This is a genomic window from Fibrobacter sp. (genome assembly GCA_017503015.1).
Lineage (GTDB): Bacteria > Fibrobacterota > Fibrobacteria > Fibrobacterales > Fibrobacteraceae > Fibrobacter.
Genome location: JAFVTX010000031.1, coordinates 45,901 through 70,387, shown reverse-complemented (window position 1 = coordinate 70,387; position 24,487 = coordinate 45,901). Strand labels below are relative to the sequence as shown.

17 protein-coding genes and 1 pseudogene are annotated in these 24,487 nt (G+C 51.3%); 12 read left to right on the top strand and 6 right to left on the bottom strand.

Features of this window, described 5'->3' with window-relative positions; genetic code table 11:
• Nucleotides 1-117: 117 nt before the first annotated feature.
• The 5 genes from IKB43_06220 to IKB43_06200 are packed head-to-tail and all read left to right on the top strand — an operon-like array spanning nt 118 to nt 4,324.
• The gene (locus tag IKB43_06220; GenBank protein MBR2469730.1) at nt 118-1,827 is read left to right on the top strand and encodes a type II and III secretion system protein; all 1,710 of its coding nucleotides are present in this window, start codon (nt 118-120) and stop codon (nt 1,825-1,827) included.
• Nucleotides 1,827-2,876 (top strand): hypothetical protein, encoded by a 1,050-nt coding sequence (locus tag IKB43_06215; GenBank protein ID MBR2469729.1) that lies wholly within the window; start codon nt 1,827-1,829, stop codon nt 2,874-2,876. Before IKB43_06220 ends, IKB43_06215 begins: the two co-directional genes overlap by 1 nt.
• Nucleotides 2,863-3,741: a hypothetical protein gene (locus IKB43_06210; GenBank protein ID MBR2469728.1), complete on the top strand. Its 879-nt coding sequence runs from the start codon at nt 2,863-2,865 to the stop codon at nt 3,739-3,741. Before IKB43_06215 ends, IKB43_06210 begins: the two co-directional genes overlap by 14 nt.
• On the top strand, nt 3,738-4,124 hold the full coding sequence (locus IKB43_06205; protein ID MBR2469727.1) for a prepilin-type N-terminal cleavage/methylation domain-containing protein: 387 nt from the start codon (nt 3,738-3,740) through the stop codon (nt 4,122-4,124). The genes IKB43_06210 and IKB43_06205 overlap by 4 nt, the downstream gene beginning before the upstream one ends.
• The gene (locus IKB43_06200) at nt 4,124-4,324 is read left to right on the top strand and encodes a hypothetical protein (GenBank protein MBR2469726.1); all 201 of its coding nucleotides are present in this window, start codon (nt 4,124-4,126) and stop codon (nt 4,322-4,324) included. The genes IKB43_06205 and IKB43_06200 overlap by 1 nt, the downstream gene beginning before the upstream one ends.
• Before the next feature lie 58 nt (nt 4,325-4,382).
• On the opposite strand, the gene IKB43_06195 is transcribed toward IKB43_06200, so the two are convergent.
• Nucleotides 4,383-5,915, bottom strand: a complete 1,533-nt coding sequence (locus IKB43_06195) for a glycosyltransferase (protein ID MBR2469725.1) — start codon at nt 5,913-5,915, stop codon at nt 4,383-4,385.
• Nucleotides 5,916-6,085: 170 nt separating this feature from the next.
• Here IKB43_06195 and IKB43_06190 point away from each other — a divergent pair, with 170 nt between their 5' ends.
• The 5 genes and pseudogenes from IKB43_06190 (at nt 6,086) to IKB43_06170 (ending at nt 10,903) form a co-directional block, all read left to right on the top strand.
• Entirely contained in the window at nt 6,086-6,604 is a 519-nt protein-coding gene (locus tag IKB43_06190; protein MBR2469724.1) for a sulfurtransferase TusA family protein, read from the top strand.
• Between the two features lie 9 nt (nt 6,605-6,613).
• On the top strand, nt 6,614-7,198 hold the full coding sequence (locus IKB43_06185) for a hypothetical protein (protein MBR2469723.1): 585 nt from the start codon (nt 6,614-6,616) through the stop codon (nt 7,196-7,198).
• A gap of 13 nt (nt 7,199-7,211) precedes the next feature.
• Entirely contained in the window at nt 7,212-7,544 is a 333-nt protein-coding gene (locus IKB43_06180; protein MBR2469722.1) for a hypothetical protein, read from the top strand.
• A 95-nt stretch (nt 7,545-7,639) separates the two neighbouring features.
• On the top strand, nt 7,640-9,550 hold the full coding sequence (sulP, locus tag IKB43_06175; protein MBR2469721.1) for a sulfate permease: 1,911 nt from the start codon (nt 7,640-7,642) through the stop codon (nt 9,548-9,550).
• Between the two features lie 300 nt (nt 9,551-9,850).
• Nucleotides 9,851-10,903: pseudogene (locus tag IKB43_06170) on the top strand (PD-(D/E)XK nuclease family transposase).
• A gap of 236 nt (nt 10,904-11,139) precedes the next feature.
• Here the strand turns inward: IKB43_06170 and IKB43_06165 are convergent.
• The 5 genes from IKB43_06165 to IKB43_06145 form a co-directional block, all read right to left on the bottom strand.
• Complete coding sequence (locus IKB43_06165; GenBank protein MBR2469720.1) at nt 11,140-18,285, bottom strand: pilus assembly PilX N-terminal domain-containing protein; 7,146 nt, start codon at nt 18,283-18,285, stop codon at nt 11,140-11,142.
• Nucleotides 18,286-18,294: 9 nt separating this feature from the next.
• Nucleotides 18,295-19,665, bottom strand: a complete 1,371-nt coding sequence (locus IKB43_06160; protein ID MBR2469719.1) for a prepilin-type N-terminal cleavage/methylation domain-containing protein — start codon at nt 19,663-19,665, stop codon at nt 18,295-18,297.
• Nucleotides 19,662-20,168 (bottom strand): type II secretion system protein, encoded by a 507-nt coding sequence (locus IKB43_06155; protein ID MBR2469718.1) that lies wholly within the window; start codon nt 20,166-20,168, stop codon nt 19,662-19,664. Before IKB43_06155 ends, IKB43_06160 begins: the two co-directional genes overlap by 4 nt.
• 10 nt (nt 20,169-20,178) lie before the next feature.
• Nucleotides 20,179-20,715 carry a type II secretion system protein gene (locus IKB43_06150; protein MBR2469717.1) on the bottom strand — a complete coding sequence of 179 codons (537 nt, stop codon included), beginning with the start codon at nt 20,713-20,715 and terminating at the stop codon, nt 20,179-20,181.
• Between the two features lie 295 nt (nt 20,716-21,010).
• The gene (locus IKB43_06145; protein MBR2469716.1) at nt 21,011-21,991 is read right to left on the bottom strand and encodes a tyrosine-type recombinase/integrase; all 981 of its coding nucleotides are present in this window, start codon (nt 21,989-21,991) and stop codon (nt 21,011-21,013) included.
• 765 nt (nt 21,992-22,756) lie between these two features.
• On the opposite strand from IKB43_06145, the gene IKB43_06140 reads away from it, so the two are divergent.
• A complete protein-coding gene (locus tag IKB43_06140; GenBank protein MBR2469715.1) occupies nt 22,757-23,716 on the top strand; it encodes an Rpn family recombination-promoting nuclease/putative transposase in 960 nt (319 codons plus the stop codon).
• 228 nt (nt 23,717-23,944) lie between these two features.
• Complete coding sequence (locus IKB43_06135; GenBank protein ID MBR2469714.1) at nt 23,945-24,484, top strand: prepilin-type N-terminal cleavage/methylation domain-containing protein; 540 nt, start codon at nt 23,945-23,947, stop codon at nt 24,482-24,484.
• Nucleotides 24,485-24,487 lie beyond the last annotated feature (3 nt).

Below are 24,487 nucleotides of genomic sequence, written 5' to 3'. Positions count from 1 at the left end.
GGGGAATTCTTTTTTTGTATTTTATCCCGCGGAATGCCTAAAGGGTCCCTTTAGCAGCGTTCTTCGGCGGATTCCGCAGGAATCTCTTTTGAATATGTCTTTCATGGAGGTCTTGCGGTGCGTGCCCTTTTCCCCCTAGTTCTTTTGTTGGGCGCCCTTGCGTCGGGCGCCGTAACCCTTGATTTTGTGGACACTCCCGTGCAGGAGGTGGCCCGTTCTCTGTCGCTGGCCTACGATGTTCCCGTGATGGTGGATGCCGGCGTGGACCGTCGAGTCACATTCCATCTGGAAGGGGTTTCCCTTTTGGAGGGCTTGTCCGCCCTGTGCGAATCCAACGGGCTGGAACTGGTCCAGAAGGAGAACCTGCTGGTAATCCAGCCTCAAAAGCTTCGCGGGAAAAGCGACATCCGCCTGCAGGATTCCCTGGTGTCGGTCCAGGTGCAGGATAAGGACGTTCTTGAATTTCTGGAAGAGTTCAGCGCCACCACGGGGCTGAACGTCTTGTGGAAGCCGGATGTGCAGGGGAATCTCTCCGGAAGTATCCGCAGTCTGCCTGCGGAGCGTGCGTTTCGCTCCCTGCTAGAAATCAACGGCTTTGGGGTAGAAAAGAAGAACGGCTGCCTGATGGTCCGGATGGTGCAGGCGGGGGACCGCAGGGAGGCCGCGGGCGCACAGCCGGAATCGTCTGCACGAATCTGGAAAGAGGATTCGCTCTACGAAGCCCATCTGGACGGCGTCCCCGTAGGGGAGGCCGTGAAGGAGCTTGCCGCCCTTGCAGAGCTGAACCTTGCCATGTACGGGAACCTGGACGAAAAGGTCCGCCTGGATTTTACAAACGTAAGGCTCCAGGATTTTTTGGAGGCCCTGTTCCGGGGGAGCCGATACACCTTCCGGCTGGATTCCAATACGCTTTCTGTATCGGAGGGCGGAAACCGAAATCCCCTTTCGGTGACGAAACTTTACGCGCTGAAACACGTCTCTTGCGAGCACGCCCTGCAACAGCTGGGAAAGATGTTTTCTGGAACGGAGATGACTGTTTCGGAAGTGAAGGAGCAGAACGCCGTGCTGCTTTCGGGAGCGACGGACCGGATTGAATCGGCGGAGGCCCTTTTACAGAAAATAGACGTTCCCCTGATGCAGGTGACGCTTTCTTGCGTAATCGTGGAATTCCGGAAGGGGAGCGCTTTTGAAATCGGGCTACGGGGAGGCTCTGGCCGCCGTACCAAGGAGGGCGATTTGGGACTGAAAGGTTTCCTGGACTTTTTGGGAAAGGATGCTTCGGGCAAGGGGGCCGTCGGTAAAATCGGCATCTTGCCGGACCGATTCGAGCTGGAACTTGCCTCCATGGAAGAAAACAACCAGGCGAAGGTCCTTGCCCGCCCGCGGCTTACCACCCTGAACGGCAACAAGGCGGAGCTGAACGTGACCAATACTGTCTATTACCTGGTGAGCCAGGTCAGCGCCGAAGGTTACCCCATTACAGACTACCGTTCCTTCAACGACGGCATTTCTCTGGAGCTCACGCCATCGGTAACCCGGGAGGGCGTAATCACTCTGGACGTGGCTCCCGAAATCAAGACGGCGGGACGCAGCTCCGGTGACGGCCCGCGGGACATCAGCACCCGGAACCTAAAGACCATGGTGCTTTTGAAAAACGGGGAAACCCTTTGCCTCGGGGGACTGGTGCGCAAGAACAAGACCGAGGTGCGCACGGCCGTGCCCTTCCTGGGGAGCATCCCGTTCATCGGCAGGCTGTTCAGTTACGAGAGTGAAGAAGAGGAAGAAAGCGAGCTTGCCATCTTCATCACACCGGAGGTGAAGTTCTGATGGCCCGCGTTCAGGGCGTTGACGCCCGGATTTGCACCTGGGAGCTGGTGACGGGATTTGAAGAAAGTCTTGCACCCGAAAACCTGCTGGAATATTTCCGAAGGGATTTTCCGGAAGTGGAGGGCTCGCCGAAATTCTGGAAGATGGTTTCCTTCAATTCGCCGGAGGGCCGCAGGCACCGATACCTGGTAATCCTCGGCTCGCCTAGGTCAAGCGACGGCGAAAAAGGTTTCGGCAAGCGTTGTTGGCGGGGGAGGCGCGCCCTGCCTCGCTCCCTGTTCCTGTACGCCAGGGCCGACGCCCAGATGGAATCCTGGGAGAGCTACGAGAACTTTCGCTATGCCGCTATCGTGAACGGCATCTTGTTCGTGCTGGTCTTTTACGAAGGCCGGCTTTGCCACTGGTCCGAAGAACGGGGCTACGGGGGTGCTTGCGGGAAGGAAATGGCTGTCGGTCGCCTGCAGCGGATGGACGAATTCTTGCGGCAGGACCCGCTGTTTTCAAAGGCGGGAAACTTCCGGCAGGGCGAGCTGGAATTCCTGGAAGTGGACTTCGGCGACCCTGCGGCGGTATGGGTGGTACAGCTTGGAAAAGCTGCAAAGGATCCGTTCTGGAAGGCCCTGCATCTTGAATCCAGGAAGCGGGGGAGGGCGGCGGGACTTTCTTTAATTCTATTTTTCCTGATGATGTTTGCGGGAATCCTTGTGCGGGAAAATCTTGATGTCGGTGGCGTGGCGATGCCTGGTCCGGAGGCCCCTGTGCTATCCACACCCGCGACAGGGCCCATATCAAAAGAACCCCGTATCCAAAAAAATGCAAAAAGCTCGCGCCCGAAAGCCAGAGAGGCGGCTACCGAGTGCCCAAGGCCGTCTATTTCCGTTCAGGGAATCGTAGGGGACAAGCTGTTTTCGGGTGTGTTTGTCGGTGCGCGGGTCGTGAAAAGGGCGGGAGATTCCCTGGAGTCGTACCGGGTGAAATCCGTGCTCCGGGACCGGGTGGTGCTGGAGTGCGGAGGTACGCAGTGGGAGGTGCTCAATGGTGCGCCCTAGTTCCCGAGGGTTCGTGCTGCCCCTGGTGGCGGTTCTGCTGCTGAGCCTGACGCTGCTTTTTACCACCCTGCTGAAAACGGCAGGACACATGAATCCGGTGTATGCCCGGTTCAAGTCGGATTTCGAGAATTTCTACAAGGCGGAATCCGCCGTGCTGCTCCATTTGCAGGGGTTTCCGTCGGGGTATTATCCGGAGCTGCCTCCCGTGCAGGCGGAACCCTTCGGCCCTTGGGAAAAGATTTGCGCTTCTGCTGTCGTGGACAGTTCCGGCAAGACGTCGGGCGTGGGGGAGCTTTGCTTTGTGGCGGGAACGGAACCTCACGACGTTTCTTTTTGGGAATGGTCGAACGGGATTTCTGCTTACAGGGCCGATTTGGAAAAGCGGCTGCAGGAGATGACGGCGGAAAAAGACCTGTACGGAAATAGACGCTATTTCCAGGGCGAACAGTTTATGTCGGGCGCTATTCATCAGGGCGATCTCGAGATGAATTTTTCCGATAGCGTTCGTTCGGCTAGCTTCTGGGTGGAAGGGACCGCCCTTGTCCGCGGGAAGGCCCATTTTGATACCCTCCGGTTATATTCCTTGGGCGATGTTGTGTTTCAGGGAGAAATGTCTGTCGGGTACCTGGAACTCTTCACTCGAGGTGGTTTTCGCGCCGAAGAGGATGCGTGTTTTCGGGGGGTGGTACTTGCTTCAAGTTTCCGGATGCAAGACCGTGCCCGGAGTCTATTTCCGACGGCTATAGTGGCAACCTGGTCCGAAAGTGACGAGAATGAGACTGCGCAGAACTCTGAGGATGATCCTGGCGGGATTCTGTTCCCTGCCTTTATAGAGGGCAAACGCAAAATCTGGGGGCGCCTATGAAACGGGGCTTTACCTTGATGGAGGTCATGGTGGCCGTGGTGGTGCTCTCTATCGGAGCCATGGGAATCGGACACACCATTGTCAGTTTTTCGCAGATAAAGGAGAGGGAGTCCAAAAAGGGCCATGCCATTTTGGAGGCGGTGGCCCTGATAGAAGAGAATGTGGCAAAGCCGGCCCCCTGCGTAAAGCCTAGGCGCGACCAGGCCGACACTGCCTTGACCATGGTTTCGGTATCGAGGCAGGGGATTGATTTTTCACTGTCGTTTGAACGTGTCCCGGGAGGTGCCCCCTTGCAGTGGGTGGCCGTTCACGAAACTTCGGGATACTGGAGCGACTTGACCTTGAAAAGGATTGTGCGGTGCGAAGAGACGGATTCACATTGATGGAACTGATAGTGACCATGGCCTGTGCGGGAATTGTGGCACTGGTGGCCTTTGGTGTGTGGAAAGGCATGCATGGGGATTACGTGCGGCTGCAGAGGGATTACCAGACCAGCACGGGAGCGCTCTTGCAGGACTTGATACAAACTAAAAACCGGCTCGTGGTGAATCCAGACCCGAAATCAATCTCTAATCGTTATTAATTACTTTCTCGAATTTCTCAGAACTTCTTGAGTCCTTCGATAATTCCGAACCCCGAATTCAGGATTCCGAATTCTTCTTTGCCCGGTGCATCTCGATGATGTTTCCGATGTAGTGCATAAAGGAGAGTACGCCAACAGAAAGGAACCCGATGGCGTAGAGGGCGAGGAACGGCCCGATAATGAACTTTTGTGCGCCGATGTATTCCAGAAGACCGAAAATGCAGTAAGCGCCCACACCCAGTTCCACCACGGCCTGCCAAGGGAACTTCTGGGCATAGTGGCTCTTGGCCTTTTTCTTGGAGCCGCCGCTCTTGGGGGTGCGCACGAAGCTGCCCTTGCTTCCGATGATGGCGGAGAACACGGCACGGGAGTTGCTCACGGCGATGCCCACGCCGAGGGCCATCAAGATAGGCAGACTCAGCAGGCGGATTTTCCAGCCGGTATAGCCGGAGCAGCGCTGGGCCACAAAGTAAAGCACGGAAGGAGCGATAGCGGCGAGGAAGATAAAGCTGAAACCGATGGTGTAGGCCCAGCCCGGCAGGTGTGCCACCGGCTCAAAGAAGGCGAGCAGAGGCCAGGCGCAGAGGGCGGTAAACAACATGCAGGGGTGAATCGAGTAGTGGGTCGTGTGGAGGATGGCGCCGATCTTTACGCGGAGCGGGACCTTCGCCTTGAGCACACGGGGCAGGATCTTGATGGCGGTCTGGATAGAACCCTTGGCCCAGCGGAACTGCTGCGCCTTGAAGGCGTTGATGTCGTTGGGGAGTTCGGCGGGAACGATTACGTCGAACACGAACTTCATTTTCCAGCCGGCCAGCTGGGACCGGTAGGAGAGGTCCATGTCTTCGGTCAGGGTGTCGCCTTCCCAGCCGCCACCGCCGTAGATGGCCTGCTTGCGCCACACGCCGGCGGTGCCGTTGAAGTTCATGAACAGCTTGCCCCAGCTACGGGCCGACTGTTCCACCACGAAGTGTCCGTCGATACCGATGGACTGGGCGAGGGTCAAACCGGACTCGGTGCGGTTCAGGTGGCCCCAGCGTCCCTGGACCAGACCAATCTTTTCGTCCATCACCAGGTAGGGGATGGTCTTGAGGAGGAAGTCCTTCTCGGGCACGAAGTCCGCGTCGAATATGGCGAGGAAATCGCCCTTGGCAACCTGCATGGCCTCCTTGAGGGCGCCGGCCTTGAATTCGGAACGGTTCGTGCGGTGGATAAGCTTGATGTCGTAACCCTTGGCGGCCAGTTCTTCCACCTTTTTCTTGGCTACTTCGTAGCATTCGTCGGTGGAGTCGTCCAGGACCTGGATTTCGTGCTTGTCCTTGGGGTAGTCGATAGCGCAGACCGCCTCCAGCAGTCGCTCCACGCAGTTGGCCTCATTGAACACGGGCAGCTGGGTGGTAACCTGGGGCAGGTCCGCCATGGAATGTTCACGGTAAAACTGGAGAATGTTCTTGCGGTCGGTAAGACGGGTCTTTCGGCTGTTCTTCAGGAACAGGTAAATACTGTAATAGCAGCTAAAACCGTAAATGACCAAGCCAACGCCTGCGATGACGTATACCACGAACATCGCATAGAGTAGGACACTGTTTATCATAATTCCAAAAACCTTTGCATTCTTGAATGCTTGACGCCAATTATAGAAAGGTTAACAAAACTTTTCTACACCTTATACGAATTTTTTGATAGTTTTTTTATCGCTTTTGAAAATTTTGAAAAAAAAGAAAATTTTCTCGGTTTTACCCCTTGACAAGGCACCGCCAGATGGACAAAAATCCGCTTTTAGTTTGGGTTGAAAACAACCGGAAAAAAGAGGGCTTCGGCAAGTCTCTGGTCCAGCTCTTGGGGTACGCCTGCACGGACTGGATCCGCAGGGAGTGTTCTGCAAGTCTTACCGGCACCGATGGTCTAGCCTGGTTTTTGGCGAAGGCCCCTGCCGAAATCCCCATGGGGGAGTGGGTGCAGAGTCCGGAAGAACATGCGGAGGCCATCGTGGACTTTTGCGAGCGGTCCAAGACGGCGCCCATTCCGGAGAGCCTGAAGATGGAGTTTCCGAAGGTGCTGGACTTGCGGGGCGTGGCCTGCCCCGGGAACTCGGTCCGGTCCCGCCTGGTGATGGCGGGGTTTCCTGCGGGGCGGCCGCTGGAAATATACCTGGATGATGGTTCCCCTATCGAAAACGTGCCGGGCTCCCTGGTGGCCGACGGCATAAAGGTGCTTTCCCGGAAGAAAACGGGAAATTATTGGGTGCTCTCGGTGGTCAAGCCGGATGAGAATGTGTAGATTAGAAGTGTGGAAAACCGGATTCTGATAATCGGTGACGAACTGCTTGGAAGCGAGGGCGAGGCTGCCTTCCGCTGTTCCGAAATGCTCCTGTGCGCAGAGCCCAACCGGCCCATGCAGTTTTCTATCAACGCTCCCATGTCGCTGTCTATTCCGCAGCTCTTTGCCCGCGCCTCTTCCGACATTATCGGCAAGAAGGCGGGTCGCATTGTGCTTGGGCTCGGCTATAACGACTTGAAGCGTGAGCGTGGCGTGGCCGAGGTGGTGGCGGAACATTACCGCACCCTGCTGGAAGAACTCTTGAAAAAGACCCAGTCCGGCTTGGACCTGCTTACAATTCCTACCGAAATGCTTCCTGAAGGGGGAGACCAGGTGGCGGCGCTGAACCAGTCCATTCGGGACTTCGTAGACATGGCACCAGACCGTGTGAAAATTTTTGACTGGGAGGCCCACGTGCAAAAGTTCCAGGCCAAGCAGGAAGAACGAGGCAAGTTTGGTCGCAGTCTCTTCTCGGAGGCCTCTAAACCCACCTCTTTGTGCGTGACTTTGCTGTCCATGTTCCTGGAAGATTGTATATTGAGGGAGCTAAAGTAGAAAAGGAGTTGCCATGAGTCTTTTTGATGATCATTTTGCCGCAAAGAATGCCGCGAGCGCTCGCGCCTGGGCCATGGACGAAGAAAAGAAGAAAAGGGACAAGCGTGAACCGCTTCCTCCGAAAATGGGTGTGTGCGACAAGTGCCACCGCGAAGCCCTAGTCCGGCCCTACCGTTCTCGCCAGGCCGACAAGATGGACGGTGCCACCAGCTTTGGTACGGTGACCAGGCTTTTGTGCGAGGAATGTGCACCCAAGTCCCGCCGTGAACGGGATGCCGAGGTTCCCCAGCTTTCCAACAAGCAGGTCAAGAACCTGATGCGTTCTGCTAAGAAGGGCCTTCTGTAGCGGCTTCCACATTAAGCATTCTTTTTTCTTATCGCCCTTAACGAACAATGTAAAGTTTTCTAAGTTTGGGCCCGCCTTTACCTAGGAGAGCCCAGATGCAGACTATTGATGCCAAGAATTCCGTCAAGAACTATCTGAACGGTGTCGTGGCGACTATTACCCCTGAATTTGCCCGCGTCGTAAGGCGTGGCTACACCCGCAAGGATTTGACCCGCGACCTGATGAGCGGGCTTATCGTGGGCATTTTGGCGCTCCCCCTGGCCATCGCTTTTGCTATCGCCTCGGGCGTGGGTCCTGAGCAGGGCCTTTATACGGCCATCATCGCAGGCTTTGCCATTTCCCTGTTGGGCGGCTCCCGTTTCCAGATTGGCGGCCCCACCGGCGCCTTCATCGTGATTGTCTACGGCATCGTTTCACAGTACGGCTATGACGGTCTTGCTTCTGCTACATTGCTTGCCGGTATTTTCCTCGTGATTTTTGGGCTGGCTAAGTTTGGTGCCATTATCAAGTTCATCCCGTACCCTGTGACGGTGGGCTTTACGGCGGGTATTGCCATCATCATCGCCCTGGGCCAGGTGCCCAACTTCTTTGGCCTGCGTTTCTTGGCCAAGGACCCTGCCGATGCAGTTGGGAAAATCAAGCTTTACGCATCCTCTTTTGACACTGTAAATATGTATGCCGTTATCGTGGGGCTTGTTGCTCTGGCGGTTTGTATCTTGTGGCCGAAAATTACCACGAAGGTTCCGGGTTCCCTGGTGGCTATCGTGGTGGCGACGGTCCTTGTGAAGGTGCTGGGCTGGGACGATCCGATTAACGGTCACGGCGTAGTGACCATCGGCATGAAGAACCATATCCCCAGCGGTTTCCCGGTGCCCCATTTGCCGAACATTAGCCTCGAGATGATGCAGAAGGTGTTCCAGCCGGCCCTTACCATCGCCATGCTGGGTGCTATAGAGTCTTTGCTCAGTGCCGTGGTGGCCGACGGTATGACCAGTACCAAGCACCGCTCCAATACCGAACTTTTTGGCCAGGGTATCGCCAACATTTTATCCCCTGTGTTCGGCGGTATTCCCGCTACGGGCGCCATTGCCCGTACGGCTACCAACATTCGTAATGGCGCCGTGAGCCCGGTTTCGGGCCTGGTGCATGCGGTGGTGCTTCTGCTCATTATGCTGGTGCTGGGCAAGTATGCCGAGATGATCCCCATGGCGGCGCTGGCTGCGGTGCTTTTCCAGGTGGCCTTTAACATGTGTGGCTATCGCAGCTTTATCAAGATGTTCAAGGCTCCCAAGAGCGATGCCATCGTGATGCTGGTGGCCTTCTTCCTTACGGTGATTATCGACCTGACGGTAGCTATCGAGGTGGGCGTGCTCCTTGCTGCGGTGCTGTTCATTAAGCGCATGAGCGATGTGTCCGAGATGGAGACGGTGACCGAGGCCCTCAGGGAAGACGACGAAGAGGCTGCCCACAACGAGCTCAGCCGCCAGGTGCCCAAGGGCGTGGCGGTGTACGAACTGGCCGGTTCCCTGTTCTTTGGGGCCGTGGACAAGTTCAAGGATACCATGGCCCGTATCTCCGACAAACCGAAGATTCTTATCTTGCGTATGCGTAGCGTGTCCAGTATTGATGCCGCCGGTATCCAGATGATCGAGGATCTGCTGAATCGCTGCAATAGCGAAGGCACCCAGCTGCTCTTGAGCGGTGTGCATGCCCAGCCCGTGGTGGCCCTGACCCGCGCAGGGGTGCTCAAGCAGCTCGGTGAGGAGAACGCCCTGGGCAATATCGATGCCGCCCTGAACCGTGCCCGCGAAATTCTGGGCCTCCCCGTGGTGGATACGTCCCACGAGGTGGTGCAGGCGCCTACCGTTTCTTGGGAAAAGAGCCTGGACAAGCCCTGGATGCCCGAAGAATCCAACGCTGCTGTTGCCGAAGAGACTCCCGAGGTTATCGCCGAGCGCATGATGGACGAACCCATCGTGAAGATCGAGGAAAAACCCGGGAAGTAGGGGCGGGCGTCCCCGCACACTCTCTTTGTCATCCCCGCGCAGGCGGGGATCTCCTATCCCTACCATCGTCATCCTCGCCCCTCTCGCTGTCATGCCCGGCTTGACCGGGCATCTCCTATCCCTACCATCGTCATCCTTGCGCTCCTCCATTGTCATCCCCGCGAAGGCGGGGATCTCCTTTCATTTGTAAAACACTCGCTGTAAACAAAATTTTCAGGCAAGTTTTCCTTCAAAAAAGCGTCTATACAAGAGGAGGGCAATTCTGCGCTCCCGCTTTCCGGAGCGTACCCGGTTATAGATATGAACAATACGAACATTAACGAAATCAGCCCCGAGTTCACCATCGCTACCTCGCAGGAATTCTGGGTGCAGAGGACCTACGAAGAAATCAAAAAGCGGACCTACATCGACCCGCTCTACGACACCGGATTTAAGGCGTTCCTGAGCGATGAACAGGCGCTTGTGAGTTTTCTGAACGGGGTATTTCATCTGGAAGGTGACAACCGGATTACTTCCGTCACCGTCAAGAACACCGAGGTGAACATCATCTTCCCGCAGGTAAAATCCTTTAGGCTCGATATCCGCGCCACCACTTCCAACGGGCTAAGCGTGAACATCGAATAGCGTACAAGCCGAATGAAGCAAAAACAAACTTGTTTGTTTTTATTTCTGAGGCGCAGTCGCGGACGCCGTAGGCGTCAAATGCAAAAGGCAAAGCACAGTCGATTCATCGACCGCATTCTGCTGCAGCACAGCGCTTTCTTGCTTCAGAGCAAGTACGAGTGGGATCACGAGTTTTTCAAGGACCCGCAAAAAGACCTTACCGACGAAGAACGGGCACGTCGCGAGGAACGTCGCTACGAAATCCCGCTCACCTATGCTATCTGGATATGCGACTTTGCAGTTGAACAACAAGACAGTTACCGCGGCACCTGGGCAATTCGTAACGAGAGGGGGTTGACAATTACCGACAAGGTGAAGTATATTTTGTATGACCTGACACGGTTCAACAAGACGACCGATTCCGTCCGGACCACCGAAGACCGCTGGCTGTACCTGCTCAAGCATGCGGGCGGGGCCAACGACCTTCCGGATTTCGGCGACGACGTGATTTCGCAGGCAATCAAGCGTATTTTGGTAGTGAATGCGTCGGACAAACTTATCAAGGAGCAGGCAAGGGATATGGTTTTCACGGAAGAAGAACTGGACTATCTGGCCTCACTGAAGGTCCGTGCCCGCAGGGAGGGCGAATCTAAGGGGCACAGCGATGCCATCGCCGTGCTGCAGGGCATGGACTTGTCGCCCGAACAGATTTCCGAATTCAAGGCAAAATTGGCGGCATTGGGTAAATAGCCCCCCCCCCTCCCCTCGTCATCCTCGCCCCTCCATTGTCATCCCCGCACACCCTCTTTGTCATCCCCGCGCAGGCGGGGATCGCCCTTCGTCATCCTCGCGAAGGCGAGGATCCGCTAGAGCTTATTAAAACGGCAAAAAGCCCCGGACGGTGTGTCCTGGGACTTTGATTGTTTAGGGGTGAAGGGAAGCCCCCCCGGTGCTGATGTGGGGGGAGCCTTAAGTATTACCTGCTTTTAGTAAGTGTTAAATTGCACATAGGCGCTTGTTGTAAATTCAGCGTAGATTTCACACCCGCCACCCACGGCATATGTAGTCCAATTACCATTAGCCACAGTGACTGTATGCGGAGTTCCTCCGCAATCAGTATAGGTCATTCCAACTCCGGATCCAGACCAGTTTCCAACATAGAAATTGCCCGAACTCGCGACAGTGTATTTGTAGCACTTGTTTGTCTGTACTGTCATGCTTGACAAAGCCGCAGAATTACCACTATTGCACGCAAAGCTGGAACCTGCGGTAAATTCCACACTGCAGGTTCTGGCATCGCTAAGGCCGACAGAATTTTCAAGAGTTACCGTATAGGTCTTAGTAGCCCCGTCAGTACCACCATTATCCGTGAAAGCCGTGAGATTTACAGTTGATCCGTCAGAAACGCCAATTCCTGTTTGATCGCTGATTCCTGTTCCCGTAATGGTGGAGCGGCACCAAGGGCTATTTTCATCACAACCAGTGACACCCAGCAAAACAATTTTCACATTGTTCGTTTCACCTACGGTGGCTTTCAGCCCCGTTTTGCAACTAAATGTTGGTGCGGTACGAACTGCAGTGACAGATTTTGCACATGTCTGATTGATGTTGTCGTTGCACTGACATTGAACCTTCAATTCTGTTGTATTCATGTTTGTTAGCGTAAAGCTGTAATTGGTTACACTCCCTCCGCTACAACTGTATCCGCAATCGACATTAGTGTAATTGCAATTTGAACAACTAAAATTGTCCATCACGGATACACTAAATGTTTTTGCAACATTTAATGGAATCACATCATCGACGCTACATTGCAATGGGTTGACCACTTCGAAAGATCCCTGACATTGTGGAGCTGTTTCTCCCATTTTAGTAACCTTATAAGTATGATTGCCAAGCGACGTGGGCGTAGTAAAATTGAATCCAAGTCCCCAAGTACCGGTAACCTTTTTTTCATCATCAATGTACAAGTCATATTGTGCATGCGGTGCGTTGGTCGAAGCCAGATTTTGATTGCCGACTCCTCCCTGGATTTTTACACCTGTTGTGCCTGTGTAAGTGCAAGAGAATCCGCCTCCACTTACACTACTGCTCGAAGCGACAGAACTGCTACTTGCCACACTGCTACTCGAAGGAATGCTACTGCTGCTTTCTACCGATGAGCTTGACGGAATTGTCACGGTAAATTCTTCCTCACAATCAGCAAACGGCTGGTTGGCATTGGTACTTTTCATGACAAATTTGTAGGTTCCCGCATCAAGCGGATTCCCGCTTGTGTTGGCTGCTTCTGGATCTGTTGTCTTTCCGTTGAAATTGCCACTAGAGGCGCTAATCAGTTGTTGATCAATATCTTGAAGTTTAATTTCATACGGGCAACCAGTGTTATCTGAAGGACACCCACTTATGGAATAGGTAAAGACGGGTAGTCCGGTACCTCTCTCTACAGATTCCTTATTTACACTGCATGTGGCAGAAATCTTGCTTACTCGGACCGCCGGAGTAGTGCAGGGGGAGTCCTCAGTATCCCCTCCTTCCTTGTCCTTCATGCCTATCACGAAATAGTAATCCCTGTACCCCGAAGGATCAGAGACAACATCGTCGAACGCATTGTAACTCCATTCAAACTCGGCATTGTCTCCCGACCAGCTGCATTCGCTATTTTTGCAATCCTTTGCAATGCTCCCTGTAATGTTGCTGTTTTTCTCAGTAACTGTAAAACTACCCGCATCGGAATGGTTGTTCACTTTGGCAGAAATGTTAAACTTCCGATTTACTCCATCCCAACTGGCCGAGCAGCTTGCTATTTTCAACACATGTTCGCAACTGCTTCGTACCGCACGGATATTCACATTTGCGTCATCAGTCTTTATGTACACTCCCACCACATGTTCAGGATCAAATCCCTCCACATTAGAGATGTTGGATACGGCTATGGAGATGTCGAAATTGGTCCCTTGCATAGTCGTGGTATAGGACTGGCTGTAAACAGGGGCACTGCCGTAGGTGTAACCATTTTCTGAATTCTTACTGAATAGATAAACCGATACTTCTGCACCATTGGGATTGTCTAGGGTGACGATTAAATCGGCATCTCGAAGATTGGCAGCCCCGGATCCATTTGCATCAAGCGCAAAGTAACTACCGTCAGCTCCATCGACTGTATGACCAAAAGCCACATTTTGACTACAATTCTTAAATTCACCCACCCAGAAAGCACCACAGTGTGCCGCTACAGCGCTATTCGCCCAGGCGGCAGCCTCTCCATAAACAGTACACCCACTAACACCTGCTTTTGCCGTTTTATCGCCATCCGCAGTTGCACCGTGGGGGCCACTTGTGGTAAATTCATAATAATTATTCGTACATTCCTTGTAATCATCGGTTCCCGTCACACTGCCGTAACAACCGGCGTCGTTTCCCTTGTAGTAATATACGCGAGTGCATCCACCAGCATTTTCGAACCAGCTGGAAAGTCCGACCCATGGCTTAACGGGTTTACTCGAAAGCGCTGTGGATTGAGGAACAATGCCGCCTGCGTATGCAGCTTTGAAAGAACATGAAACTGTTGGATAAACATCCCAGCATTCTGAAACATAGTCGTCACTCTTCCATCCAATTCCATAAATCTTGAAATTTTGGTCAGAAAGCTTCATTCCCAGATATTCATGAGTCTGATTTGCCAAATCCTCAACGCCATTCAGTTCTGAATTGGTTAAATCGAAGGTCGTGAATTCATAGTAGCTGCTAAATGCGTTTGTATAGGCGCGAATTTCAAGTTCGTCCTTATAGGTTCCATCACTTGGATTGACTAGTTTTTGCAGTGTCGCAGAAATTGTGACAATGGCACCCTCATTGGCGCTAGCGGAACCAATCCTTTTCTCTTTACAGGTATTACCGCCATTCAAACAAATTCTAGCCTTTAGATATCCAGATATGTCGCTAAAGATATTCAGCATTAAATAGCTGCTTCCATTGGTGTTGGAGCGTAACATAAAACCTGATTTTTTTATTGTTGACTTGGCTTCGTCATTCTCGTTCACGCCCTCACGGGGGACCTGGAACTGAGCCTTAAGTGTTCCATAGATGCCTGCCTGCACGGAACTCATAATTGTAGCGGAACCCTTGGTGTTTTCCTTGCGCCCCCGCGTGGTGTTCGATTTTAGGCTGATTTTCCCATCGCCAGAGAACTCAATATTGCTCAAGTCTCCATCAATAAGTCTCCATTTTGCATCTGGCATGGCGCCATCACCAGAACTAGTAGTAATTGCGTTAGAACATGTGCCATTACATACATCAATGCAGTACTCTTTTTCTGTTCCACACGCCATGGTAGCGCGGTTTCCGTAAGAATTCTTCTTGTCTTTAAACTCGTCAAAGAAACAATGCTTATCTTTTTCGTTATAGTGTGCGTAGACCGTATTCTCACCAGTGATGGAAATAGAGTAAGTGTAGGTGTTGACAGGAATCTTTTCGCTAGGACAATCTACACCAGAGGTGCATAGCCAGTAGTTAAAATTGTCTCGGTCGGAGTCATTCTTTAGGCTCAGGGTTACACGCGATCCGTAGTAAACATCAATATCACAGTGTTCTTCTCGGACACCATCCGTGTTGCTTGTGAAATCAGAATAGGAACAATCCTTTTCTTCATCAGCAACTCCGTTGTGTTCTGCAAGAATATGAATTGTCTGATCAGGGTCAATATCAGAAGGTATTTTGAACCCTGTATGGAACATTTTTTTCTTTGCCTTGAGTGAGGCATAAAGATACCTTGTTGACTTGTTGGCAAAAGGTGCTTCTAGTAGGTTGTCTCCTGGAATTATAGCTTCACAGCCATCGGGAATATTTGAATTAATGAGTTCCAGACTTATGTCATCTGTAATGTCGCAATCCCAAGCATTGTTGATTGGATTTGCGGTACAATTTGTTCCATTTGCACGAATCCATTCGTCTGATAAAGGACAGTCAGGTTGATTTTTCTTAGCACATTTCGTTGCATCAGCATCATCCCCATTTTCGGCACACCATTCGGCAAGTGTTTTCCTTTTGACTTTGACGCTACTAAATATGTAGACGAGCTCAATATTGGGGATGCCTACATTGCAACCGCCCTCTATGCAGTCCAAAATCTGGAAGGTAAGTATTCCAGAACTTGCGGAATTATTCGTGACCGTAAAAATGTTCGTTGGACCGCCAGTGGTGCTGACTTGGAAGGTACATTCGCTATTTGCATCGCACGCTCCGATGGGGTTTATAGGCGTTACGGTCCAGCCAGTCTCTGTTCCGCTACGGGCTACCTTGACTTTGAAGGTTTGGGCGGCTCCTGTGGTATTGGGGACCGTTAATTGAACTGTTGTAGCCTCTTCTTTGGGCAATTCTACATCATCTGTAACAAATGTAACCTTCGGGGTGGTGGCATCGGTTCCACGAACTACAACATATAACGGGACGGTGGAACTTACTCCAGAAACAGTTCCTGACACATTGCAAGTGTAGTAGCCTTCTACAAGGGATGTTGTTCCGTCGTAAAGCTTGCCGCTGGTCGGAATTCCGCCCTCACAAGTAATGGACTGGGATTCCACAGTTTGTTTTGAATTAAGCGGAATTACATTGTAGTAATGTTCAAGTTTTCCTGGTGGGTCGGTTGGCAAATAGATGACACGGGGCAGAACTACGAAACTCCCCTTAGAGTCTTCCCCTGTGCTAGCAATATTTTCAACATTTTCGTTGTTTGCATACTGGCTTTCCAGCGTGATAGAAAGCTGCGGAGCTGTAGAGATATAGTAACTGTCTGTTCCACCGAAAGAAATTGTTTCAGAAGAAGCCGAAGAAGCGGCGGACGATGAGCTACCTGCGTTGGGAGAACACTTATCAGTACCATCATTAGTACAGATGACGCCGGAGCCTTCAAGGGCTGCGACAAGGTCTGGATTGAACTCGATTTTAATCGTTTGGTCGCTTCCCATATTATGGCAATCTGTCAGGAAAACCGAGCCGTTGATTTTTGTTCCGCCCAGCTGTGTATTCTTTAAATCTCCGTCGCTGAAGACAAAATAATTCATTGGGCCAGAGGATGCTTTGCTATTGAGCGTTTTGTCATATCCATTGGGGAAATAAAGAATTACATGGGAAGGGGACTCATCGGCCTGAGCCCTTGTTTGTGGCAAATATAAACCGTAGCCATTATCGCCTTCAATCACAATTATAAAGTTGCCTTGCAGATAATGAGAATTTTCCGTTGCCCAAACCGCCTTGCCGACATTTATTAAAAGCCACTGATTGTCATAAAGCTTATTGGCCGCCTTCGCTTTCTGATAGCAGGAGTTCAACTGACCCCAGGGATCATTTGGCCAAGAATTCCAAAGCGTCGCATCATCACATTCCATCGGCTTATCTTTCGTATGCATCAAGTTGTGGGTGAGAAGATCCTTATTGAACTGTATAGGATCTGCTACATGATTTGATGTTCCGCATCCCGACCCCGTATTCTCATCAGTAATTTTATTCTCATAGTCCATTAATCTGTCTGCTCCCCAGCCGGTGGTATCCGGTTTAGTAGCGGAGTATGTTCCGTTGATTTGCACAAAGATTTCATTTCGGCTTGTTTGCTTTCCTTTTGTATCGCATTTCCATCTGTAGCCATTCCGGTCCCCTACACCAGCTTTTTCTTGATACCAAGAACAATTTCCACATCCAGATGGCTCACTATACGTAATCCAGTTAAATCCCTCCCAATATCCCTTTTGTTCCCAACTTGGACAGTAAAAATGTGCGTTGTCCCAAAAGTAAGTGTCAGAAAAATCATCTGTAGGTTGGCAATTAGACTTGTTGCAAAAAGTGTTTTTGGGAACCGCCGTCAGTTTGTAGCTGCGGCCACCTTTATCGATTGCATAAAGCCCATCTGCGTCTCCTGAAATATCAGTATCTTGATGCTCGTTATTTGCTTTTTTCCACCAACTATACACGACATTCTGATTTGCGTCAGAAACCCGATACATTGGGGTTGATGAGTAAAATGTTTTTCCTGCGGAGGTAAGCGACACCTGACCAGCTCTTGCATATCCCATGAACCATCCGTTTGAAAATCCACCATCTAGAAAAACATTCCCGCTAATATGTGTTTGAGTCGGCAATCCCCCTGCAGTGCTATACGAGAACTCCGAAAGAGTAGGGAAATCGATTTTTGCACCATTTTTTAAGACGAGATTTCCACCAAATGTATTTACATTTGGTGAGGTTGCCCGTGACATTACGAGATCCCCCTCTGTTGAAACATTTCCACCAACGGTAAAATCGCCTCCATAGCCAGTGTTACACTGACACCCCGTTGCGCCTTTCTTTGATAGGTCTATTCCTCCTTTTGCATAAATGTCACCATTGTATACATGTGTTCCATTTATGTACATCTTACTTTCTACATAGGTGTTGCCACTTACATTAAGGTTTGTACAAGAGCATAAATTTCCTTTAACATAAAGGTCCCCTACATTCGTATTGCTATTAACGTTAACATTTCCTGTAACGATAACGTAATCAGATGCATTAAATTTTGTGTTGAACTTTGTATCGCCATTGAAAATCGCCGAGTTCACTTCTAGACTGATTCCATTTTTTGCAGAACCAAAGAAAGCCTCGTTGAATATCGCCTCTCCTGTATATTTTACTGAGGGAATCTTTACCTGGTATAGCCCATTTACATCAAGAATCGCCACTTCGCTATGTGTTGCTCCGCCATCGCGAGCAATGCCCTGTGATACGATCTTCAACTTATATGTTGAACTTTCTGTATTTACGCCAGTAAGCCAAACATGAAAAGTTTGTCCCGCACGCATAAACTCAGCCAACTGTCCATCCAGTTTCACTGGCTTACTACCATTTTCTTTATATTGCTTAATCAACGCACCTACATCGTTTGCATGATATGTCATCCAGCTACGGGCGTTTTCAATACCCGCAATAGCGCTTTGGTACGCCTCACGTTCTATCATACGACTCGTGCTAGATTTACCTTCGCTGGTAATCCACTTGTAGGTAGCAGTAGCCGCGATGGTGGCTACCAGCATAAACAAAAGTACGGTAACTAAGGATACACCGGCTTTCGTTCCTATTTTTGAATTTTGAATTCCGAACATCATAATTCCCTCCTAGTCCCTGGGGCCATTGCTGGGAGTTGGTATAACCACTTCAATTTCACCTGTTTCACCGGGGTTCTTGTCGCCTCGAGCAATCTGCAGATTGATTTTCAAAGCCTTGACATTTTTCTTGTCCTTAATGGGCAAACTAACTGATGGATTAAAATTGTAGGTGGAACTGGCAACTCGCCTAAGCCTTAGATTTGAAATAGTGACTGTCCCTTCTGCAGCTTTTGGTGAGTAAGTTGAAAATGTGAATGCCAAACACTGATTTTTTAGTGTATCTGGTACTGTAAAGCGCATAGCTCGCTTACCAACGGATTCGTTGCTTGTTGGCGGATAAAAGAGGAAGTCGTCAATTGTTGCAGGTGCATCCCCATTAATGTCACGGAACCCCACAGACATGTGGTCTCGACCAGGAACGAAAAGTTGTGCCATGTCTTTTGCGGATGTAGGATACGGCATATCAAAAGAGATTTCATACTCTATTCCCGGCTCTAGCTTAAACTTGTAGCATCGATCCTTCCAATCGCCTTCCAAGTCCTCGTTTGTTGCCGCAAAAACCTGGTTCATTTGTTTACTTTCTGTGGTTATTGTCGCATCGGTAAGGTCGTAATTTCGCTTGAATCCGCTCAAAGTAGACGAAGTTCCATTATCCAGAATGGAAAGTATGATATAGTCTGTCTCACCATAGCGAGAAAGAAATTTAAAGGATTCACCCCCTCCAGGAGGAAACAGTTGTTCTTCTGTATAGCCTGCGGCAGCGTTGCTGCGGATATTTGGCAATCCCGGAATGACAGTAAATTTTTTTACACCTGTCGCCATTTCAACAGGTGTAGGTGTTGAATTTGGCCCATTGGAACATGGGTCGTCGGTTACATTAAGGCTGCTTATCTTTTGCATTAGTCGGCAGCTTCGTTTCAAAACTTCATCCTCTACGTACCACTCCACTTTTTCTAGCGCTTGGTATTTTCCCTGTTCATCGTAGCGAATGCGCAATAACGCAATGCTGTCATATTTATTCTTTTCCTTGCTTGTGATTGCAAAAGAAGAAGAATCCTTATTGTTCGCTGAAGCGTTGTTGGGGTCCATGTAAATGCAATCTGCAGTGGAAGTGCAGTTTGTGATTTTTTCAAAAGAGTCATTTCCTCCAGCTACGGTTGCTTCTTTTGAGCTCTTCGCTCCCATCTGAGCCACATCTGACTTGAACAGCGTCGCCACATTTTCAACCTCCTGGGTAGCTTTGAGTATGTTCTGGGTACGTATGCGGAATTTAGTGGAGTCGCTAAAGGCACGGCCAGCCACAATAACGATAATGCCCAAAATGGCCATGTAGACCATCAGTTCCATGAGGGTGAAACCGGCTTTTTCTCGTCTAATCATCTGATTACCCCCGAGACAGAGATGGACTGGGTGGACCCCTTGTAGAGCCAGCTAACTGTGACGTCCACCCGTTTGGCATAAATGTGGGAGACGCTGTTTGCTCCCAAAAGAAGGCTCCCTGTGTTTGCCTTGTATTCGTCGTCACCAGAGACTTTCACATTGACCGTATAATCGATGCTTATGGTATAAGGTACTGTTCCCGGTTGACCTTTCCACTCCCTGACAATTGTCTGTGGCTCGAGGCTATAGGTCCCGTCACCGTTTTCGGTGAGGTTCATGTCTGCAAAACTTGCAAGTCCCTTAGAGCTCAAATCGTCAATCACATTCTGAGCCACCTCAGTAGCGCCGTCGCGTCCACGGATGCGCAGCAACGCATCGCGGTTACCTTTCTGTAGCTGGCAGATTGCAGCATACAAGAGGCCAAGCACCAAAGCCGCCACCATGACTTCCATGATGCCGAAGCCACGCTTGCGGGATTGCTTTATGTCATTCTGCACGTGCATCGTAGGCCCCCTACAAATCCGACCAGGACCCCGAAGGGCTCCACTTGGGTTTGAACGAATTCTTTGTCTTTTCCTTGACCGCCGCTCCGCGTTCACTGCCGTACTTCACGACTACATACCCTTCATAGGGTGCCGATGAAAGCCCCAGGCGCGGTTTGAACGTGGCTTTGGCGTCTGTCGAAGTGATTAAGTTGATTCCGCCACCGCCAACATCATCCACATCGCTAACAACAACTGTAACCTGACTTTCCAGAACCAGCTGGTCCACAGCATCGCCCATGGTACCGGCATTGCAGGCGGACTTGTAGACCACCAGCTTGCTGGTGCCGTCATTGCGGATACACAGGGAGGTGTTCAACTTGCGGGCCTCGTTGGCCGTGCGCTCCAAGAAGGCAGCCACATTGAGGGCGGCGTCTTTAGTGCGGGCGTGCGCCACGGCGGTTTGGAAACCGACAACCCCCATGCCAGCAAGGATACCCATAATGGAAATAACCGCCAGCATTTCCACTAGCGTAAAGCCTGCCTTTTTATGCGATGTGCTCTGCATATACAGTTCCCTATTCAAAATCACCCTACGACCAAAAACTGGGTGGGCACACCTCCCTAAGCCCGGAAACCCAGTTTCCCGTCCAGCTTAAAATAGCTTGTATGTATTTTCCCTTTAGAATAAAGGAATTGGCGCGTTGTGTGCATTATTTGGGCACAGTTTTTGCGTCTGAGCCTACCCGCGTTTATCCGCATTTGGCTCGATTTTTGCACCCGGAGCTAATCGAAGCTAACCGGAGCCAGGTCCGCGCCCACCTGTATTTGGCATGATTTTTGCGCCCAGTTCGGCGCAACTTTTACACTTTTTCCGCCCACTCCCGCATATCGGCGGGCACAATGTGGGTATAAACGTCCAGCGTCATGGCGCTGGAACTGTGCCGCAACAGCCGCATGGCCACCGCCACAGGGCACCCGCTGGCCGCGAGATTCGTCGCGAAACTGTGACGGAACTTGTGGTTCGACGCCCAGCCTTCAATCTTCAGCCGCGCGCAGACCTTCTTGATTTCACGAATAGATTTCTGCTTGTCGATTTTCAGCCCGTCTCCCAGGCTTCCGAACCGCTCCAGTTCCCGCCGGAGCCGCCCGTTTATGGGCAGCACCGCGAACTTGTCCCCCTTTCCCACAACCTGGAAACGGTCCCCCAGAATGTCGGCCTGCCTAAGCCCCGCCGCCTCGTGGACCCGAAGCCCCGCGTAGGCCATCAGCGCCCACAGCATCCGCATCTCGGCCGTAGGCGCCGTCTCCACGATGCGCTCCACCTCATCGACACTCCAGGCGTCCCTTTCCACCTTCGCCACCCGCCGAAAATCCACGAATTTGAAAGGCTGGGCCCGCTCCACCCGATTTTCCCGGTAAACCCAGCTCAAAAAGCACCCGCACACGCGACACTTGTGCCGCGCCGACTTCCCCCGGAGCGACGCATAGTACTTCCGCGCGAGCCTCTCGTCCACAGAAAGCAGGTCATGGACCCGCTGGGCCTTGCACCACCCCGAAAAATGCTCCAGAATACGGCGGTACTGCTCCACGCTGCCCATTTTCAGGCCCGGACGCTCCAGAAACTCCCGCATAGCACCCTCCATGGGCACCCCCTCCAGCACCTCCCCGGGCATGGCGAAACGCAGCACCAGAAGCCTCTGCAGGCACTCCTCCGCCACCCTCTTGCACGTGGTCCCCAGCGACCTGTACGAAATCACGCCGCCCGAATTTTCCCGGAGGTACCAGGTCTTTATCCCGCGACTCTTGTGCCGCTGTACCACCGACAAACGTTTCCACTCCATGCCCCAAATAATAGGCAAAGCGGTGTGCACGGAATGTCACACCACCCGCAAAATCCCCGTTTTTCGCCAAAAGGAGCGACTCTTTCCTACCTAAAAAAGGGGGAAAGCCTTCCCCCTGATTGCAGCCACGGCGTCATGGCGGGCCACGACCCGCCATCTAGCCGTGTCTTTCATCACCCCCTTCCCCTAGGGGGTTGTCATCCCGGCCTAGTGCCGGGACCCCCTAACACCCCCGATTTCTCCCGACGGACCTATAAAACCAGTTTTTTGAGGCGATTTATATGTCTCCAAGAAGGCGGTGCGTTCGACATGTACCTATAAAACTGGGAAAAATGTCTTCTTATATGCCCTTTTTCCATACAAACTAACAGAATTCCGTCAAAACAGACCGTTTTTCGGCCCTTTTTCTGAGCATGATGCCTCAAAAAGGCCACTCCGAGGCATTTTTTTGATTTCAGGGGCATATAAAAGTGGCAAAACGCGCCGTTTTATAGGTCCAATTCTCAAAAAACAACATTTGCAAGCGCTCACACCACCAGTGTTCCAGGACGAACATGACGAACATCTTCCTCGTTTTACTCGCGCTCTTTCATTGTCATCCCGGCCACAGTGCCGGGATCTCCTATCCCTACCATCGCCATCCCCTTTCATTTGTAAAACATCGTACGTAAACAAAATTTTCAGGCAAGTTTTGGCCCAAAAAAGCGTTTATACAATGTAGGGCCATTCCGCCCTACCGTTTAACGGGACGCACACGACAATGAAATGAATAACAAGCAGGTGGATTCAAGAAACTTGAAGAAACGCAACAATCCAACAAGAAGGAACCATGACGGGTTCTTCCGTTACATCTATTCCAAACCGACCAACGCAAAGACTCTCCTGACCCTTGCACGTGAAGCCAACAGGGAGCTAGATGCCATGCTCGAAGACGTGAACCTCGACACACTTACGCTGTTTCCCGGCTTTTACAACGAAGTTGGCGAGAAGGGCGAATCGGATCTCGCGTTCACGGCGAAGGCGTATAGGGGCAAAGATGTGTTCGTGGGAATCCTGTTAGAACACAAGTCCGCTTCCGACAGAGCACTTCTCGACCAGGTGGGGCGATATGCGTTCAATGTAATGGTAAACAAAAACGACCCGGAATTCCGCTGGTATCCGACCAAAGCGATAATAATCTACAACGGAAAACGAAGCTGGGACCCGGTGGCAGCCTTCAAGCGTAAGAATCGCGCAAAATTTCAGGGAAAAGATCTTCCGTTTGAACTCGTGATGGTGAACATGTCTGAACTGAACGATGAATCGTGTCTCGCCGACGACAATGTGGAAGCAGCGATTGGAGCGCTTATACTGAAATATGCCTTTGATAAGCGAGGACTGTCAGACTTGGCGCGAGCCATAGGAGAGCGTCTTTGGATGTTGGGGAATTACGGCAAGAATGTCTTTCTTGACAAAATTAATTTATATTTAGGAGAGTTCATCGACGAGGAAAGCCTGGAGGAATTGCAGATGGCATGGAAAAGCATAGGACAAAGACTGGGATTTGTAAGTGCCGGCGATGCTCGACGTGCCGCAGAGCGGGCAGGCCGTCGTGCAGGCATGAAAAAGGGAATGGAGAAAGGAATGGAGAAAGGAATGGAGAAAGGAATAGACAAAGTGATTGAACTGCTCCGGTCCCAGGGCGTTTCCAAGAGCATTATCGCCAAAGCAGAAGCGCTAAAATAAACATTTGACGCATTTCTTGCGTTAAACAAGCGTATTCCACCCCATCACTCGTCACAAACTGCCTTTTTTACCTCGAAAAGGCGGTTTTTGTCCCCTTTGTAAAAAAATGTGAACTATTTGCGAAAAAAAAAGCTATTTTAAGCAGGAAGGGAAACTGGGTTTCCGGGCTTAGGGAGGTGTGCCCACCCAGTTTTTGGTCGTAGGGTGATTTTGAATAGGGAACTGTATATGCAGAGCAAACCACATAAAAAAGCGGGATACACGCTGGTCGAGTTACTGGCGGTGATTTCTATTATGGGCATCCTATCGGGCATGGGTGTGGTCGGGTTTCAAAGTGCGGTGGCTAATGCTCGAACCAAGGATTCGGCTCTCAATGTAGCGGCCTACCTAGAAATGGTTGCCAACAAGGCTCGCCAGATTAACGATTCTCTGTGCGTCCGAAATGACGGGGACAGAATGCTCAAAACTTACAGAGCGTCGTGTGCCTCTGGCAATTTCGACACCCCTATCGATAGTTTGGTGCTTGATGCTCAGTCCTCGATTATCACTAGTGATTTTGGTGGGCTTGATGGCTATAACCTAGTATCTTCGACGGAAGCCCAGGCATCCTTTATCCCGCGTCCAGGACTTTCTACCGCCCCTTACGAGGGTTACATAGTGGTGAAATATGGCGACCGCGACTTGTATGCAGCCGCGGTTAAAGAAAGGACTAAAAATGTGTTTATATCCAAGTTGAAGAGTGGATCGGATGACTGGTCGAAGCTATAGGGA